Annotated in this window: 15 protein-coding genes, 1 tRNA gene and 1 pseudogene; 11 read left to right on the forward strand and 6 right to left on the reverse strand. The window is 67.5% G+C overall.

Features of this window, described 5'->3' with window-relative positions; genetic code table 11:
• Positions 1–90: 90 nt before the first annotated feature.
• From ACFUEJ_RS14965 to ACFUEJ_RS15010, 10 genes are all read left to right on the forward strand, one after another.
• Positions 91–369: a hypothetical protein gene (locus ACFUEJ_RS14965; RefSeq protein ID WP_388030247.1), complete on the forward strand. Its 279-nt coding sequence runs from the start codon at positions 91–93 to the stop codon at positions 367–369.
• A 12-nt stretch (positions 370–381) separates the two neighbouring features.
• A complete protein-coding gene (locus ACFUEJ_RS14970) occupies positions 382–723 on the forward strand; it encodes a WhiB family transcriptional regulator (RefSeq protein ID WP_388030248.1) in 342 nt (113 codons plus the stop codon).
• Between the two features lie 11 nt (positions 724–734).
• Positions 735–998 carry a hypothetical protein gene (locus ACFUEJ_RS14975; protein ID WP_388030250.1) on the forward strand — a complete coding sequence of 88 codons (264 nt, stop codon included), beginning with the start codon at positions 735–737 and terminating at the stop codon, positions 996–998.
• Positions 992–1,492 (forward strand): hypothetical protein, encoded by a 501-nt coding sequence (locus tag ACFUEJ_RS14980; protein WP_388030252.1) that lies wholly within the window; start codon positions 992–994, stop codon positions 1,490–1,492. Before ACFUEJ_RS14975 ends, ACFUEJ_RS14980 begins: the two co-directional genes overlap by 7 nt.
• Positions 1,493–1,604: 112 nt before the next feature.
• Positions 1,605–1,853, forward strand: coding sequence for a hypothetical protein (locus tag ACFUEJ_RS14985; RefSeq protein WP_388030255.1), 249 nt, complete (start codon positions 1,605–1,607; stop codon positions 1,851–1,853).
• Positions 1,850–2,413, forward strand: coding sequence for a hypothetical protein (locus tag ACFUEJ_RS14990; RefSeq protein ID WP_388030258.1), 564 nt, complete (start codon positions 1,850–1,852; stop codon positions 2,411–2,413). The genes ACFUEJ_RS14985 and ACFUEJ_RS14990 overlap by 4 nt, the downstream gene beginning before the upstream one ends.
• 197 nt (positions 2,414–2,610) lie before the next feature.
• Entirely contained in the window at positions 2,611–3,801 is a 1,191-nt protein-coding gene (locus ACFUEJ_RS14995; RefSeq protein WP_388030260.1) for a bifunctional DNA primase/polymerase, read from the forward strand.
• Positions 3,798–5,396 (forward strand): AAA family ATPase, encoded by a 1,599-nt coding sequence (locus ACFUEJ_RS15000; protein WP_388030263.1) that lies wholly within the window; start codon positions 3,798–3,800, stop codon positions 5,394–5,396. The genes ACFUEJ_RS14995 and ACFUEJ_RS15000 overlap by 4 nt, the downstream gene beginning before the upstream one ends.
• Before the next feature lie 494 nt (positions 5,397–5,890).
• Positions 5,891–6,268, forward strand: coding sequence for a hypothetical protein (locus tag ACFUEJ_RS15005; RefSeq protein ID WP_388030265.1), 378 nt, complete (start codon positions 5,891–5,893; stop codon positions 6,266–6,268).
• Positions 6,265–6,690 (forward strand): hypothetical protein, encoded by a 426-nt coding sequence (locus ACFUEJ_RS15010; RefSeq protein ID WP_388030268.1) that lies wholly within the window; start codon positions 6,265–6,267, stop codon positions 6,688–6,690. Before ACFUEJ_RS15005 ends, ACFUEJ_RS15010 begins: the two co-directional genes overlap by 4 nt.
• A gap of 354 nt (positions 6,691–7,044) precedes the next feature.
• On the opposite strand, the gene ACFUEJ_RS15015 is transcribed toward ACFUEJ_RS15010, so the two are convergent.
• The 5 genes from ACFUEJ_RS15015 to ACFUEJ_RS15035 all read right to left on the reverse strand — a co-directional run bounded on the left by ACFUEJ_RS15015 (position 7,045) and on the right by ACFUEJ_RS15035 (position 11,860).
• A tRNA-Val gene (locus ACFUEJ_RS15015) sits at positions 7,045–7,116 on the reverse strand.
• 171 nt (positions 7,117–7,287) lie between these two features.
• Positions 7,288–7,995, reverse strand: coding sequence for a CPBP family intramembrane glutamic endopeptidase (locus tag ACFUEJ_RS15020; protein ID WP_058253137.1), 708 nt, complete (start codon positions 7,993–7,995; stop codon positions 7,288–7,290).
• A gap of 51 nt (positions 7,996–8,046) precedes the next feature.
• The gene (locus ACFUEJ_RS15025) at positions 8,047–9,138 is read right to left on the reverse strand and encodes an NAD(P)H-binding protein (protein ID WP_288815566.1); all 1,092 of its coding nucleotides are present in this window, start codon (positions 9,136–9,138) and stop codon (positions 8,047–8,049) included.
• Positions 9,139–9,240: 102 nt separating this feature from the next.
• Entirely contained in the window at positions 9,241–10,224 is a 984-nt protein-coding gene (locus ACFUEJ_RS15030) for a YafY family protein (RefSeq protein ID WP_288815569.1), read from the reverse strand.
• Between the two features lie 70 nt (positions 10,225–10,294).
• Positions 10,295–11,860: a serine/threonine-protein kinase gene (locus ACFUEJ_RS15035; RefSeq protein WP_058253134.1), complete on the reverse strand. Its 1,566-nt coding sequence runs from the start codon at positions 11,858–11,860 to the stop codon at positions 10,295–10,297.
• A gap of 157 nt (positions 11,861–12,017) precedes the next feature.
• Between ACFUEJ_RS15035 and ACFUEJ_RS15040 the strand changes: the two genes are divergently transcribed.
• Positions 12,018–12,842: a maleylpyruvate isomerase family mycothiol-dependent enzyme gene (locus ACFUEJ_RS15040; RefSeq protein ID WP_288815574.1), complete on the forward strand. Its 825-nt coding sequence runs from the start codon at positions 12,018–12,020 to the stop codon at positions 12,840–12,842.
• 19 nt (positions 12,843–12,861) lie between these two features.
• Here the strand turns inward: ACFUEJ_RS15040 and ACFUEJ_RS15045 are convergent.
• Positions 12,862–13,611: pseudogene (locus ACFUEJ_RS15045) on the reverse strand (endonuclease domain-containing protein); the annotation flags it as partial.
• Positions 13,612–13,699: the final 88 nt, after the last annotated feature.

Consider the following 13,699-nt stretch of genomic DNA (forward strand, 5'->3'; position numbering starts at 1 on the left):
TAATTTTGGCGCTGGACAAAGTCGTGTAGTCAGGCGTAGACATGTGCCCACAACAGAGCAACACCAACCAACAAAGGAAGTTGTAAAAGCATGGGACACAACGACAAACGTCCAACACCGACGATCATCGCGCGGCCAGTCATCACCGACCCCGACGAGGTCACCGACGAGACGCCCGACTCGCGGATGGTCTCTGTCGACGTCGCCGCCGCGCTCACCGGCTTCTCCGTCGGCAGCCTCCGCACCATGCGGAACCGCCGCAGCGGGCCTCCCAGTTTCGTTCTGCGCCACAAACTCGTATACCGGCTTGGCGACCTCCGCGACTACTTGACCGAGACGTACACGTCGACCCTCGTCACCGAGGCCTGAGGTGCTGGGGGAGTGCCGGACTACAACCGCCGCGCCCGCACCCCGCCGCCGCGCTCTGTCACGACCGAGGGGCGGTGCCGTCGAGAGCCCACCCTCTTCGACGGAGACCAACGGCCCAGCGAAAGCACCTTCGCCCTCAGCGAGCGGATGACCGCCGCCGCGTTCGTCTGCGCAAGCTGCCCGGTACTCGACGAGTGTCGTGAATGGGCACAGTCCCAGCCCAACAACAGCTTCCACGGAACAGTCGGAGGCGAACGGTACTACACGCGCCGATACCCGAAGAAGCCGAAGAAGAGCAAGCCCACCCACCTACGACAAACGGGCCGCACCCCCTCAGAAGGTGCGGCCCGCTAGGAGCGTCGTCCATGCGCGTAAACGACAGCACACCCAGTCTACCGCCGGAATCACCACGGTACGGATCTCTCGCCACCGACCTCGTCGACCTCGCCAAGGCCGACCCCGACCTGTACCGACGACGTAGCCGAGCCGCCGCCACATGTGTTGCCCTCACCGGCGCCGACAGTGTCCTCGAAGAGCTACGGCGACGACTCGACGCCGCTCTCGCCGCCACCGACCCCGCGACCGCCTCTGTCGTCGTCGCACGACTCCTCGGAGAACTTCAATGCTGACGACCACGGACGCGCTTGCGCTGGCCGACGCCACTGTCGACGGCTTCATCACTGAGAGCCGCGTCGAGCTACCGACCGACCCAGCCGACCGCCGCGCGCTCGCCCGCGCCCTCACGATTCGGTTGCTCAACTCCATCACGGCGCGGGACCACATTCTGGAAAGCGACGCCGAACGCCGACGCCGCAAGCGCCGTCTCCTGTACCCACGGCATGCGACCCGGATTTGGCTAGTCGACCACCTCGAAAACCTGAAACCCGCCGAGCAACTGGCTGCAAACTGGATCACGCACCTAGCTCAAGCGGTCAAAGAGTGTTCCCCCCGCGAAACCGCCCGCTATCGGCCCACTCTCACCGCCGCGCGCTGCACCGACGACCTCACCCTACGGATGGCGCTCGACCAACTCGGCACCGACGACAAGCTGGTCGACGAGCTTCTCACCCTCATCCCGCCACTCATTGCGTTGTGCATCCGGGCGCCGGGGTATCTGTCTTAGTGTCTTGCGCTTGCGTAAATACTAACTCGCACAACATATCCGGTGTTTGAAGCCCGTACAGAACGGGCGTAGCCTACAGCCACAAGCCCAACCAGAAGAGGAACACCCCGCAATGCCAATGAAAGCCCCCACGACCGCCATCGAGCGCGAGCTACGCCTAGCGCACAGCCGGTGCGCCAACGCCCACGGACGCCCCGAAGCCGACGAACTCCGACGCCGCGTCAAGGTTCTCCGCGCCCTCAACGCACTCGACAAGGAACTCGACAACCTCACTCTCACCGAGGCCGAGCGCGGACGGTTCTTCGCCCTCCTCGCCGGTGCCAAAGTGATCGACGAAACCGGAACCGAGGTCGCCGCATGACGACACGCACGCGGATCTACCTCGCAGGAAAGATCGACAAAAACGACTGGCGACACGACGTTGTCCCAGGCCTACACGGCGCGACCTACTACGAGAGCGACCGGCACTACGACCTCCCGACATGGCCAACACTCCCGATCAACGATCACTACGCCTACGTCGGCCCCTACATGACCGCTGACGACCACGGTTGCGCCCACGGCAGCAGCATGCACGGCAACGGCACCGACTCCTGTTGCATCGCACCAGATAGCCCCACAGCCATGCGTCGAATCATCAAGGGCCGATGCATCCAGGCCATCCGAGACTGTGACCTGTTCTTCGCCTGGCTTGGCCACGACGACGCACTCAGCGCATACGGAACGCTCAGCGAGATCGGCTACGCCGCCGCGCTCGACAAGCGAATCGTCATCGGAACCAACTGCGCCGCGCGCTACTGCACATGCCCACAGGACAACCTCTGGTTCGCAAAGCTCTTCGCACGCGACGAGGCCCTAATACACGCCGATAGCGCCCCGGCGGCACTAGAGCACGTCTTCAACGGACGCGTGCCCGTCTAGCCCGAGCAGCTCCGCCGCTCACTCCCACCACCCCCAGACCTCCCAGACCTCCCCAACAAACGCGAAAGCCCGCCGGAGACATCCGACGGGCCTTCACAACAGCGGAACGGTCTGGGACCGAATCACCACCTCGCACGGTCATTCTACCCGCCGAACCGCTAGCAGGGCACTACCCGCAACGGCAGAGGCAGGACAGAGTGAAAATCGAACCGCACGCACTAACGCACCCCCGCACCCGCACAGACGCCGACTGGCGCGCCAAGGTCGGAACACTGGTCACCCCGACCAACACCACCCAAGCAATCGCACTCGGCTACGCCCAACGCGGCGTCATCCCCATCCCAATCCACCCCACCGACGACGGCGGCAAAGGCTTCCCCGAAACCGGGTACACCGGACACGTCGCCCTGCCCGAACCCGGCACCCTCGCCACCCGCATCGCAAACATGCCCGACGGGCAACTACTCGGAATCCGACTGGCGGACAACATCATCGGCCTCGACATCGACACCTACGACGTCACCACCACCGGCGGCATCGTCCACAAGACCGGCGGATCCACCATCACCCGCCTCGAAGCGAAGCTAGGCCCTCTGCCGCCCACCGTCTGGTCCTCACGCCGCGAGCCCATCAGCGCGGCCCCCGAGCACCGCACCGGCATCTACCTTTACCGAGTCAGCGACCGCACCCTCACCTACCACCGGCGACGTGGCGCCGACTACCTCCGGTTCCGCGACCTCCCGCCCCACGTCGAGACACTCGCCTTCGGTTTCCGATACGCGATGGTTGCCCCGTCAGTCATCGACGGCTTGCCCTATCAGTGGCACGCGCCTAACGGCACCGTCCTCGACCCCCTCGACCTGCCCGACTTCGACGCCCTCCCCGTCCTCCCGGACAAGTGGTGCGCCCGCCTCCTCAAAGACCCGCGCCACAACCGCAGCCGCCGACCCCTACGCACCCCCGGCGAACACAGCGGCGGCGGCGCCACCTACGCCGAACAAGCCGACACCGCCGATGAGTGGTGCGCCGCACACATCCCCGGCTGGACCGCCGAGCCCGACGACTACCTCACCAACCTCGCCGAGCGGTACATCGCCGACATGAGCACCCGCAGCCGACACCTCGCCGCCCGCAACGGCACCACGGCCATCCTCAACGCCGCCATCGGCAACGAACAGTGGATCGGCCACCCCGGCGGCCAACAGGCCCTCACCCGCCTCGCCGAGGCGTTCCTCGCCGCCAAGCCGACCACACAGGCACTGGGCGATTACAACAGGCAATTCGCCGGAGCCGTCGACGACATCACCAACCGACTCGCCACCGGCGAACTCCGGCCCTTGACCGCCCCCACCATCCGCACCACACAACCGCAGGAGCGCGCGCAATGACCTACACCGACCCCGAGGCCCCCAACTCCGGTATGGCCGACAAATTCGGATGGGGCACACCGCAACCTGCCACCGACGACCTCCTCCCACCGCCCGAGCCCGCCGTCGACCCGGAGCCCACCATCGCCGATGACCCGGAGCCCGAACCCGAGCCGGCAAAAATCCCCACCGCCGGGAACCCGCCCCCAGCAGACGAAACGCGGCCCGACGGCGCTGGCAGCGACGACGACGCGGCGACAGGCCAAGGCCCGACCGCAGAAGGCGCCGCCGAGGGCGCAGAGCCCGACGACGAGGCAACCGCCGACACGGACGCCGAAGACCCCGAGGACCCCGACTCCGCCTTCGACGACCCCGCCGCCGAGAGCGTCGCCGACGACGCCGCCATCGACGAACAAGAGCAGCTTGCCTACGCCCGCATCGTCGGCACCGAACGCGCCAAACAACGCCGACACCGCGAACTCCACGCAGGCTCCGCCGACTCATGGGACCCCATCGACCTCACCGACCACATGGACGGCACCGCCACCCCGCCGACCCCCACCATGTGGCGCCGCACCGACGGCATCAACCTCCTCTACCCAGGACTCACACACTCACTCTTCGGCGAAAACGAGAGCGGCAAATCTTTTGTCGCGCTTGCCATCACCGCCGAACAGATCATCGCCGCCCGCCGAGTCCTCTACCTCGACTACGAAAACGACCCGGCCCTCATCGCCGAACGCCTCCGACTCCTGAGCATCACCACCGCACAAGCCGCCACCCACCTCGACTACCGCCGACCCGAAACCGCACCCGACCCCACCAACCTCAGTTGGGCCTCCCTCCTCGCCACGCCCTATGACCTCGTCGTCATCGACGGCGTCACCGCAGCACTGGCCACCCACGGCATCAACTCCAACGACAACGACGAGATCACCCGCTGGTGGCGCGACGTCCCCAACGCCATCGCAACCCGCACCGGCGCCGCCGTCCTCCTCATCGACCACGTCACCAAGTCCAACGACGGACGCGGACGCTACCCCCTCGGCGCGCAAGCCAAGCTCTCCAACATCAGCGGCGCCGCATACATGCTCGACACCACCAAAGACCCCATCGCGCCCGGAGCCCTCGGCAAGCTCACCGTCCGTTGTGCCAAGGACCGCCCCGGCCAAGTCCGCCGCCACGGAACCGACTACCGGGCCAGCGACCGAAGCCATCTTCTCGGCACCCTCACCATCGACAGCACCGCCCCCACAACCACCACAGTCCGCCTCGACCCCGGCGCACCACCGGCCAGCCTCTCCACCGCCGCAGCCGACGAAACCGAACGCCGCACCCGGATCATGACCTACATCACCCGCCACACCTTCGAGGCAGCACGCGCCGGACGCCCCGTACCGACATTCACCAAAACATCCATCCGCGCCGAAATGGGCACCAACCGCGAACAGGTCTACGCCACCATCGACTGCCTCGAATCCGAGGGCTACCTAACGCGCCTAAGCCCCCGCAGCGGCTACAAGATGGAGCCCGCCAAGCCCTACCCAGCCGCCATCGACACACTCAAAACCGAGGCCTCCACCCTCACAACCCACCCCTCAGACCCCACCGAATAGGCCATAAGGACCTAAGGACCCGTAAGGACCCAGGACCTACCGGGTCCCTATGGCCAGTTAAGGACCCACGGTCCCCCTCCCTTAGGAGGGGACCGGGTCGTTACGCCTCCACCAGGGGATTCAAGAAATACAGACCTAGCGACCCAGAACGACAAAACAGCTCGATCAGGCCCTTAAGGACCCGGCCCTAGACCGAGGAAAATGGCGTGATCGGCACGCCGAGCGCGCTCGCTCTCGCGCGCGCACGCGCAAAGAGAGCACCGCTCTCGCCGAGGAGCCTCGACTCTCTCGACACCAGCGCCGCCCACACAACCGACCGAGCCCCCAGAGGTCCCCGAGGGCGCCCCTCGACCCGCCAGCGCCGCCACCTCGACCATGGACACCCTCGTCGACTATGGGCCAGCGCCAGCGCCACCCACCCGCGTAGACACGCCACCGCCAAGATTCGTGCCACCCTAGGAAGAGACCCTCCACCGGCACCGAGGAGCACCACAGTGGCGACCACCTACCGCATCACGACCGTCACGTTCGGCACCGCCGGAACCGTCCGTGAGGCGAGCGCCACCGCCTCGACCTACCCGACCCTCACCGAGGCCAAGACAGCCGCCGAGGAGGCCCACGGCACCATCCGCTGGAGCCACACCGACGTTGCCCGCCCCCAGTGGGCCATAGGAGTCATCGCCGGACGGGCCACTGCCTACGAGAACAAAGCCATCATCGCCCCCGCCGCCAAGGGCCTCGACGACATCCTGGCCGAACTCCGCCGCCGTGATGCACCTCGGGACCTCGACGCCCTCCGCGCCGAAATCCTTGCGCGACAAGGGAACACGCCAGCGCCACAACCCTCGACCGAGGAGGCCAAACCCGCATGATTACGCCGCAACGCTTCGTCTACTCCAGCCTCTTCGTCGACGACCTCGGACGCCTCAACCGAGTACTGACCAGTGCCGTCCATGCCGACCTGGCCAGCGCCGCCCGATCCGCTGAGATCAACGAACCCGCCGACCGGGCCATCGAGTGGCTCGCCGGAGTCATCGACTCCACCGAGTGGCTCATCGGGCTCAGCGTCAATCACAGCCCGAGCACGGCCAGCGCCGCGCATATCGCCCCCCGGCTCATCCACCCCGCCAGCGCCACAGGGGACGACATCCGGCGCATTTGGTCACAAACCCGCAGCTCAGGGACGTTTTTAGCAGAGATCAACGACCTCCGAGCAGAACGAGGTCTAGTGCAGGGTCCTGCACCACGGTTCGACCTCACGCCAGCGCCACCGGCCGCAGCCCACTACCTCTAGGTTGTACAACCCTCCGACATAGTCAGCGCTCACACCATGGGGAGTGGACCACCTACTACCCCCAACCCCAGCGCACCACCACACACTTACGCACCACCACACACTTACGCACCACCAGCCCCACCGCCCACATCCCAGTAGGTAGGCCCATGCGCCCACACAGCAGGGCAGCAGGGGAGCAGGTACCCACCAGCAGCGTGGGCATACACGCCGCACACAAGGGCAATGAGAGTCAGCAACAAAGACAGAGAGACCGCAGTGATGAGACCGGACTCTCACAAGTCCTGCGGTCCCCCTGCGGTCCCTCCCGAGGAGGCGCATACCCTAGAAGGGTATTTACCTGCTGTTATGTAGTGCGCGCACCGGTATTCGAAACCGGGACCACTGGTGTGTAAGACCAGAGCTCTACCGCTGAGCTATACGCGCGTGCCGCGCTGACGAACGTGGCGCTGCGCACACGAATTTAGTCGCTCCGATGCCGGTCGCTCAAACCGGGTCTGGGTGGTCGGGTCGCCAGCCCTTCGAGGCTCGTCGCTTTCGCTCCTCGCACCTCAGGGAGCAATGGCGGTCGCTTCTCGCGGATCGGGGAGCGGAGGGTCAGGCGAAGACGGACGGGAGGGCCAGGACCATGACCGCGCCCCAGATCACGTGGGTGATCGCGGGTGCGAGGACGCCGGCGGTACTGCGTCTGAGGATGGCGCAGACGGTGCCGAGGACCGCGCCGGCGAAGCCGAGCATCACGTTGCCGCTGGCCATGGTGACCAGCACGTAGATGACCGTCGACACGAGGATCGGATTGTGCGGGCGGGCCGCCGAGTAGACCGAGCCGCGGAAGAACAGCTCCTCGGCGAGGCCGTTGAGCATCGTGATCGCGGTGACCACGGCGAGGCTGCCGAAGTCGGCGAAGGCCAGAACCTGGTTGGCGAGGTCGCTGACGCCGGGGATCATCCGTGCCACCAGGCCGCCGACCACGAACGCGCCGCCCACGGCCAGACCGACGACGACGCCGAGTCCGATCGCCCCGATCCGGTCGGGCGGGCGCGAGGGGGTGGGGCTGAAGGCACCGAGGCGCAGCGGTCCGGAGACGAACGCACCGACGATCCATACGGCCGCCAGGCCGATGGTCAGCGGGTAGAACGCGGCATCTCCCGGCTCTACCCGCAGGGAGATGCCGAGAACCACCGCACCGATGACGAGGAAGACGCCGACCAGCCAGCGTCGTCGGATGTAGTGGGCGCCGGGATCGGGGTCGCGGTCCGCGGCGACGGAGTCGTACAGGTCGCGCGCCAGTGAGGTCACCAGCACATCACCACCTAGTTCGATCGGTCAGGGAGTCGGTCGACTAACGGTCACCGCTCACGACGCTACATCGGCGCGACCCGGTCGGAGGACTCCGACGACCTTCGTCGCCACTCCGAGGGACGTACCGATCGTCTCGACGACGCTGCGCTTGACCCGCAGCCAGTCGCCGCCGGCCCAGGCCGGGTCGGTGTCGGCGAGGTGGTGGAGGTCGTCGAGGTCGCACACCGAGCGGGGATACGGCGACCGCACGGATGCGTGGACGGCCTCGCGCATCGGTGTCAGTCCGCCCTCGGGCGGCGGGACGAGGTCGCGGATGCGGTGCTCGGACGCCGTCATCGGGTGGTCGAGGGAGGTGACGAGCTCCTCGGTGAGCGACGCCGGGACCGGCACGAGCATGCCGCCGACCCGGCCCGCGAGCCGGGTCGAGATCCCGAAGACCGGTAGCCGCAGCCTCGGCATCCGGATCGCCGACACGTACTCGTGCAGGATCGAGATGTAGCGCGCGCTGTCGGGGCCGGAGATGTCGTAGTTCCCGGCGGGCAAGACGGAGGAGTCGCACGCCGCGGCCAGATAGTGGACCGCGTCGCGGATGGAGATGGGATCCATCTCGTTGGTGATCCAGTCGGGTTCGGGGATCACCGGCAGTCGGTCGGCCATGTACCGAATGATCTCGAACGACGTCGAACCCGCGCCGATGACCACTGCGGCGCGCAGCCACACCAGTTCGGGCCCGCCGTCGACCACCAGTCCGTCGGCGACGTCGGCGCGGCTCTGCAGATGGGTGGACAGTTTGTCGTCCGACGGCACGAAACCGCCGAGATAGATGATCCGTCCCACTCCGGCGTCACGCGCGGCTTCGGCGACGTTGCGTGCGGCGTCGCGGTCGCCGTTCGCGAAGTCGGCCTGGCCGATGGCGTGGACGAGGTAGTAGATCGCGTCGATCTGCCCGGCGTCCGACATCGCGCTCCTGACCGACGCCGGGTCGTCGGCGTCCATGGTCACCATGCTGACTTGGTCCGACCAACCGAACTTGGCCAGCTTCCGGGTGTCCCGCGACGTGACGACCACGTCGTGTCCCTGCTTGAGCAGTGCGCACACCAAGCGGGAACCGACGTACCCCGTGGCGCCAGTGATGAGAAGTCGCATGACACCGACGGTAGAGAAAATCGGCGGAGTCGGTCGGCTCGGGAGCGTCCATGTGACAGACATGGTGCCGATGTCACGGTCGGGTAACGGCGTCGGTGACGGTCACGGTTGCGCGACGACTGCCCGTCGGTACCGTTCGGCGACCCGGTCGTGGTACTCCGCGGCGGCCGCCAACTCGGCCCGGAGTTCAACCGGTTCGATCACGGTGAAATCTGCGCCGAAGGCGTACAGCCAGCGAGCGATCTCGGCGAGCGACGTGCTGTACAGCGTGATCTCGCAACTGTGCTCGTCGCCGGACTCGAGTGCACCCCACGACTCGTGGACCATCGCCGACACCTCGTCGAGCGAGGCATGGATACGCACCCGCGCCGTCGCCCGCCGGTAGACGGACCCGAGACCGCGCAGAACGAACGCCGCCGCCCCTCCCTCGGGTGGTTCGCGCGGGGTGAAATGCGGTCCGGTCGGCACCTTCGGTTCCATCCGGTCGACGCGGAACGACCGCCAGGCGCCGCGTTGGATGTCGAAACCGACCAGATACCAACGGTTCCCGTTGCGGACGAGTCGATAGGGTTCGATCTCGCGTCGGCTCTCCTCCCCGTCGTTGCGCCGATAGTCGAACCGCAGCCGCTCGTTCCGATGGCATGCGGTCGCGATCTCGGTGAGCCGGTCGGCGGACACCGCGCTCGCCGGCGCGGTACGGGGCACGGCCTCGATCCGCAGCGCGTCGAGCCGGTGGCGCAGCCTCGACGGCATGACCTGCCTCAGCTTCGCGAGCGCGCCCGCCGAGGCCTCCGCCATGTCGGCGACGGCGCCGGTCGTCACCGCATCGAGACCCAGCGCGACCGCGAGGACCTCCTGGTCGTCGAGCAGCAGCGGCGGCATCTCCGCGCCGGCGCCCAGCCGATAGCCACCGCGCGAGCCGACGTTGGCGTCCACCGGGTAGCCCAGCTCGCGCAGTTTGTCGATGTCGCGCCGCACGGTGCGGGTGGTGATGTCGAGGCGCTCGGCGAGTTCGGGGCCCGACCACTCGCGTCGTGTCTGCAGTAGCGACAGCAACGCGAGCAACCGCGCGGAGGTTTCCAACATGTGCCCATCCTGCCCGACGATGCGGACAGGTCCGGTCCTTGTTCGTCGCGTCGTCCCTGTAGGGGCGCGGTCAGCAGGTGATCTGCGATTCCGGGTCGGTGGTGTAGTCGAGCCAGCGGCCGTATGCAAGGCCGCCGATCTGGTTGCGCATCGTGCAGATGTCCTCGAGAGTGCGGCCCGCGACGTAGTAGACCGCATAGATCGGAGTGCCGTCATCGCTCACCTGCTTCAGCGACGGACACGACTGATCTGTGCGCAAGTAGCTCGCACCCGGGTACTGGTTCAAATAGGACTGCACCTCGCCGGGGTAGTTCCCGGGTGCGGTCGCGTTGGCGACCACGACGATCCCCGTGCCGTCGCACGCCGGCCGGGTCATCGGCACGGTGAGACCGAGATCGCCGGGGACGATTGCGGGTTGAGGACTCGCCGACGGCCGGGGTGCCGGACCCGGCTGCGACGCGGGGCCCGGTTGCAAAGTCGGTCCGGGAAGGGGCGTCGGTTCGGCCGGCGTCGGCGTCGTTGGCTGGGGCGCCGCCTCGGTGGTCGTGGACACTGCGGATGCGTCGGCGGCTGTGGTCGCCGGGTTGTCCCGCTCGGTCGTGACGATCGCCCAGGCGACGACGCCGGCGCAGATCAGCAGCACGACGGACGTCGCCACGACGATGGGAACGAGAGGTGACCGGCGGCGGGGCGGTGTGGTCCAGACCGCGGCCCGGGTGGCGTCCCACGGCCCGGCTGGAGCGGCGGGTGTCGATGCCGACGGGGTGGCGGGCACGACGGTGGGGGTTCCGGCCGGGACGATCGTCGGCGCGCCACCGAGAGGCTCCGACCGCAGGGCACCGCCGGCGTCGGCGACCAGCGCCGCCGCCGAGAGCTGGCGCTGCGACGGATCTTTCGCCATCCCGCGGGCGATGACGTGATCGATCGCGGCACCGAGGCGCGGCGGCGGGGCGGTGAGGTGGGCGGCGATCAACCGCTCGATGGTGGTCGCCGAGGCGAACGGGTGCACTCCGGCGAGACATTCGAACAGCACGCACGCCAGCGCGTAGATGTCGGCGGGCGGCCCCACGGCATCGTCGCCGAACCGCTCCGGCGCCATGTAGCCGAAGGAACCGACTGCAGTGCCGGTGCTCGTGAACCGTGTGTCGGTGTCCGCCTGTGCGAGACCGAAATCCACGAGGTACGCGAAGTCGCGATCGTCGACGAGAATGTTGTCGGGTTTGACGTCGCGGTGGACGAGGCCGGATCGATGCGCAGCATCGAGGGCGTCACCGATCTGACCGACGATCCGCAGCGCGCGTTCAGCCGGCAGGGGTCCGTCCTGCAGGAGCAGGGTGCGTAGGTCGCGGCCGTCGACCAGGCGCATGTCGATGAACAGGCGCCCCTCGATCTCTCCCCAGTCGTGGATCGGGATGACGTGTGGATCGTTGAGGCGGGCGGCAACGCGTGACTCGCGGTGGAACCGGTCACGGAAAGCCGGGTCGTCGGCGACCTGAGGGCTGAGCAGCTTCAGGGCGACGACCCGGTCCTTGCGGGTGTCGGTCGCGCGGTACACCTCGCCCATTCCGCCCCGGCCGATCAACCCGTCGATGAGGTACGGACCGAGCCGGTCGCCGGCGCGCACGGATGCAGACACGCGGACAAGCGTAGGGTGCCCGGGTCGTTCGCCGGGGCCGACACCACGCATTGTCCTCCGTTCGGCGGGTCCCGGGATCCGCAGATCGGTCCCCGATACGGTTGAACCGAGTGACCCGCCGGCGGCCTGATCGCCGACACAGACCCGAGGAGAAACGATGGCGACGACGATCCTGCCGATCGACGAGGTGACCGAGGCTCTGATCGCGCAGTGGGGCGTGATCGGCGAACTGGCCCGCGCGCTCGACGACGATGCGTGGTCGGCGCCGTCGGTTCTGCCCGGCTGGACCAATGCCGACATCGTCGCCCACATCGTCGGGACCGAAAGCATGCTCGACGGCCGCGACGTCGAGGCCACCCGTACGGTCAGCGCCCTCGACCACGTCCGTAACCCGATCGGCGAACTCAACGAGAAGTGGGTCGACCATTACCGCCCGAAGCCGCGTGCCGAGGTGGTTGCCGCCCTCGACGAGATCATCGGCGTCCGGACCGAGGCGCTGAAATCCATGTCGCAGAACGACTTCGATGCCGAGGCGATGACGCCCGCCGGGCCGGACACGTACGGGCGATTCATGCGGATTCGGATCTTCGACTGTTGGGTGCACGAGATCGACCTGCGTGACGGCACCGATCGTTCCGCCGTGGCAGAGCCGGGCCCGGCGTCGTTCGCACTCGACGAGATCGGCGCGTCGTTGCCCTTCGTCGTCGGGAAGCGAGCCGATGCACCGAAGGGCAGCACCGTCCTCTTCGACATCACCGGGGTGTCTCCGCGAACCGTACGAATCGCCGTCGGGGACCGGGCAGGTGTCGTCGACGAGTTCGACGGCGGCGACGACGCCGCCGACGTGCGTATCCGGCTGGATGCGACGAATCTCGCGCGGTACGCCGGTGGCCGACGGGATGCCGATCCGTCCGCGGTGGAGTTGCACGGCGATCAGGCTCTCGGACAAGCGATCCTGAGCCGGATGAACTACGTGATCTAGTCGGGTGGCCCTTTGCGGCTCAGGCGGCCGAACGGCTCAACGCATTTCTCACCGTGGTCACCACCTGATCGCCGCGTTCGACGATGTCGGCCCAGGTGAAGTTCAGGACGGTCCAGCCCGCGGCGATGAGCGCATTGCGCTTTGTCCGGTCTGGCTGAAACGTCGTGACATCGCGGTGGTAGGCGAATCCGTCGATTTCGACAGCCAGCTTCTCCCGGGTGAAGGCCATGTCGATGACGTATCCCTCGGCGCTCACGTTCGGTGTCCAGCCCACTATGCCCGACTCGCGAAACAACGTGGCCACGATTCGCTCCGCCTCCTATCGCGTGCCGTCGCCGAGGAGTCGCAAGTACTGAGTGATGGCCGGAGAACCATGCCGCCCGGGGTGGCGCGAGTGTGCGGCCTATAGGTCGGCGAGTTTCACCGTGCCGGAGAGAACAGCCGAATCGGGGACAGTGATTCCGAGTTCGGCGGAGGCGTCGAGGGCGGTGAGCGGCGCTGCGGTGACCCTGAGGTCGGCGTGCGTGGTGACGTCGGCGTCGGTCAAGCGGCGGTGCCGGACCACCGCAGTCGCCGACGAGCGCGTGTGCGCTCCGTGAGAACCGGTGAACACCAGGTGCTTTCGGGGCTCTTTCGGGTGGAGGCCCAGCCACCAAGCGGCGGCAACCCCACCCAACGCGGCATTCGAGCTCACGGAGAGCACCGCGGTCCGTGCCTGTGCGCGCGCCGATCGGTGATGACCGGCCACGAGGTAGACCGCTCGGGCGACCGGCACCGCCCAGAATTCCGGTTGCGGTTTGTCCCGGGTTCCGGGCCGAACCGCAACCGGCGGCGGCTGGTCTGGGGGGGTGAGCCGG

Origin of the sequence: Gordonia sp. NPDC057258 (assembly GCF_042668985.1) — a bacterium.
Lineage (GTDB): Bacteria > Actinomycetota > Actinomycetes > Mycobacteriales > Mycobacteriaceae > Gordonia > Gordonia hongkongensis.

Coding starts and splice junctions, on each gene's coding strand:
- ACFUEJ_RS15025 (WP_288815566.1), bottom strand. CDS start 9,138: ATGCGACTTCTCATCACTGGCGCCACGGGGTACGTCGGTTCCCGCTTG.
- ACFUEJ_RS14990 (WP_388030258.1), top strand. CDS start 1,850: ATGACGACACGCACGCGGATCTACCTCGCAGGAAAGATCGACAAAAAC.
- ACFUEJ_RS15030 (WP_288815569.1), bottom strand. CDS start 10,224: ATGTTGGAAACCTCCGCGCGGTTGCTCGCGTTGCTGTCGCTACTGCAG.
- ACFUEJ_RS14965 (WP_388030247.1), top strand. CDS start 91: ATGGGACACAACGACAAACGTCCAACACCGACGATCATCGCGCGGCCA.
- ACFUEJ_RS14985 (WP_388030255.1), top strand. CDS start 1,605: ATGCCAATGAAAGCCCCCACGACCGCCATCGAGCGCGAGCTACGCCTA.
- ACFUEJ_RS14980 (WP_388030252.1), top strand. CDS start 992: ATGCTGACGACCACGGACGCGCTTGCGCTGGCCGACGCCACTGTCGAC.
- ACFUEJ_RS15010 (WP_388030268.1), top strand. CDS start 6,265: ATGATTACGCCGCAACGCTTCGTCTACTCCAGCCTCTTCGTCGACGAC.
- ACFUEJ_RS14975 (WP_388030250.1), top strand. CDS start 735: ATGCGCGTAAACGACAGCACACCCAGTCTACCGCCGGAATCACCACGG.
- ACFUEJ_RS15040 (WP_288815574.1), top strand. CDS start 12,018: ATGGCGACGACGATCCTGCCGATCGACGAGGTGACCGAGGCTCTGATC.
- ACFUEJ_RS15000 (WP_388030263.1), top strand. CDS start 3,798: ATGACCTACACCGACCCCGAGGCCCCCAACTCCGGTATGGCCGACAAA.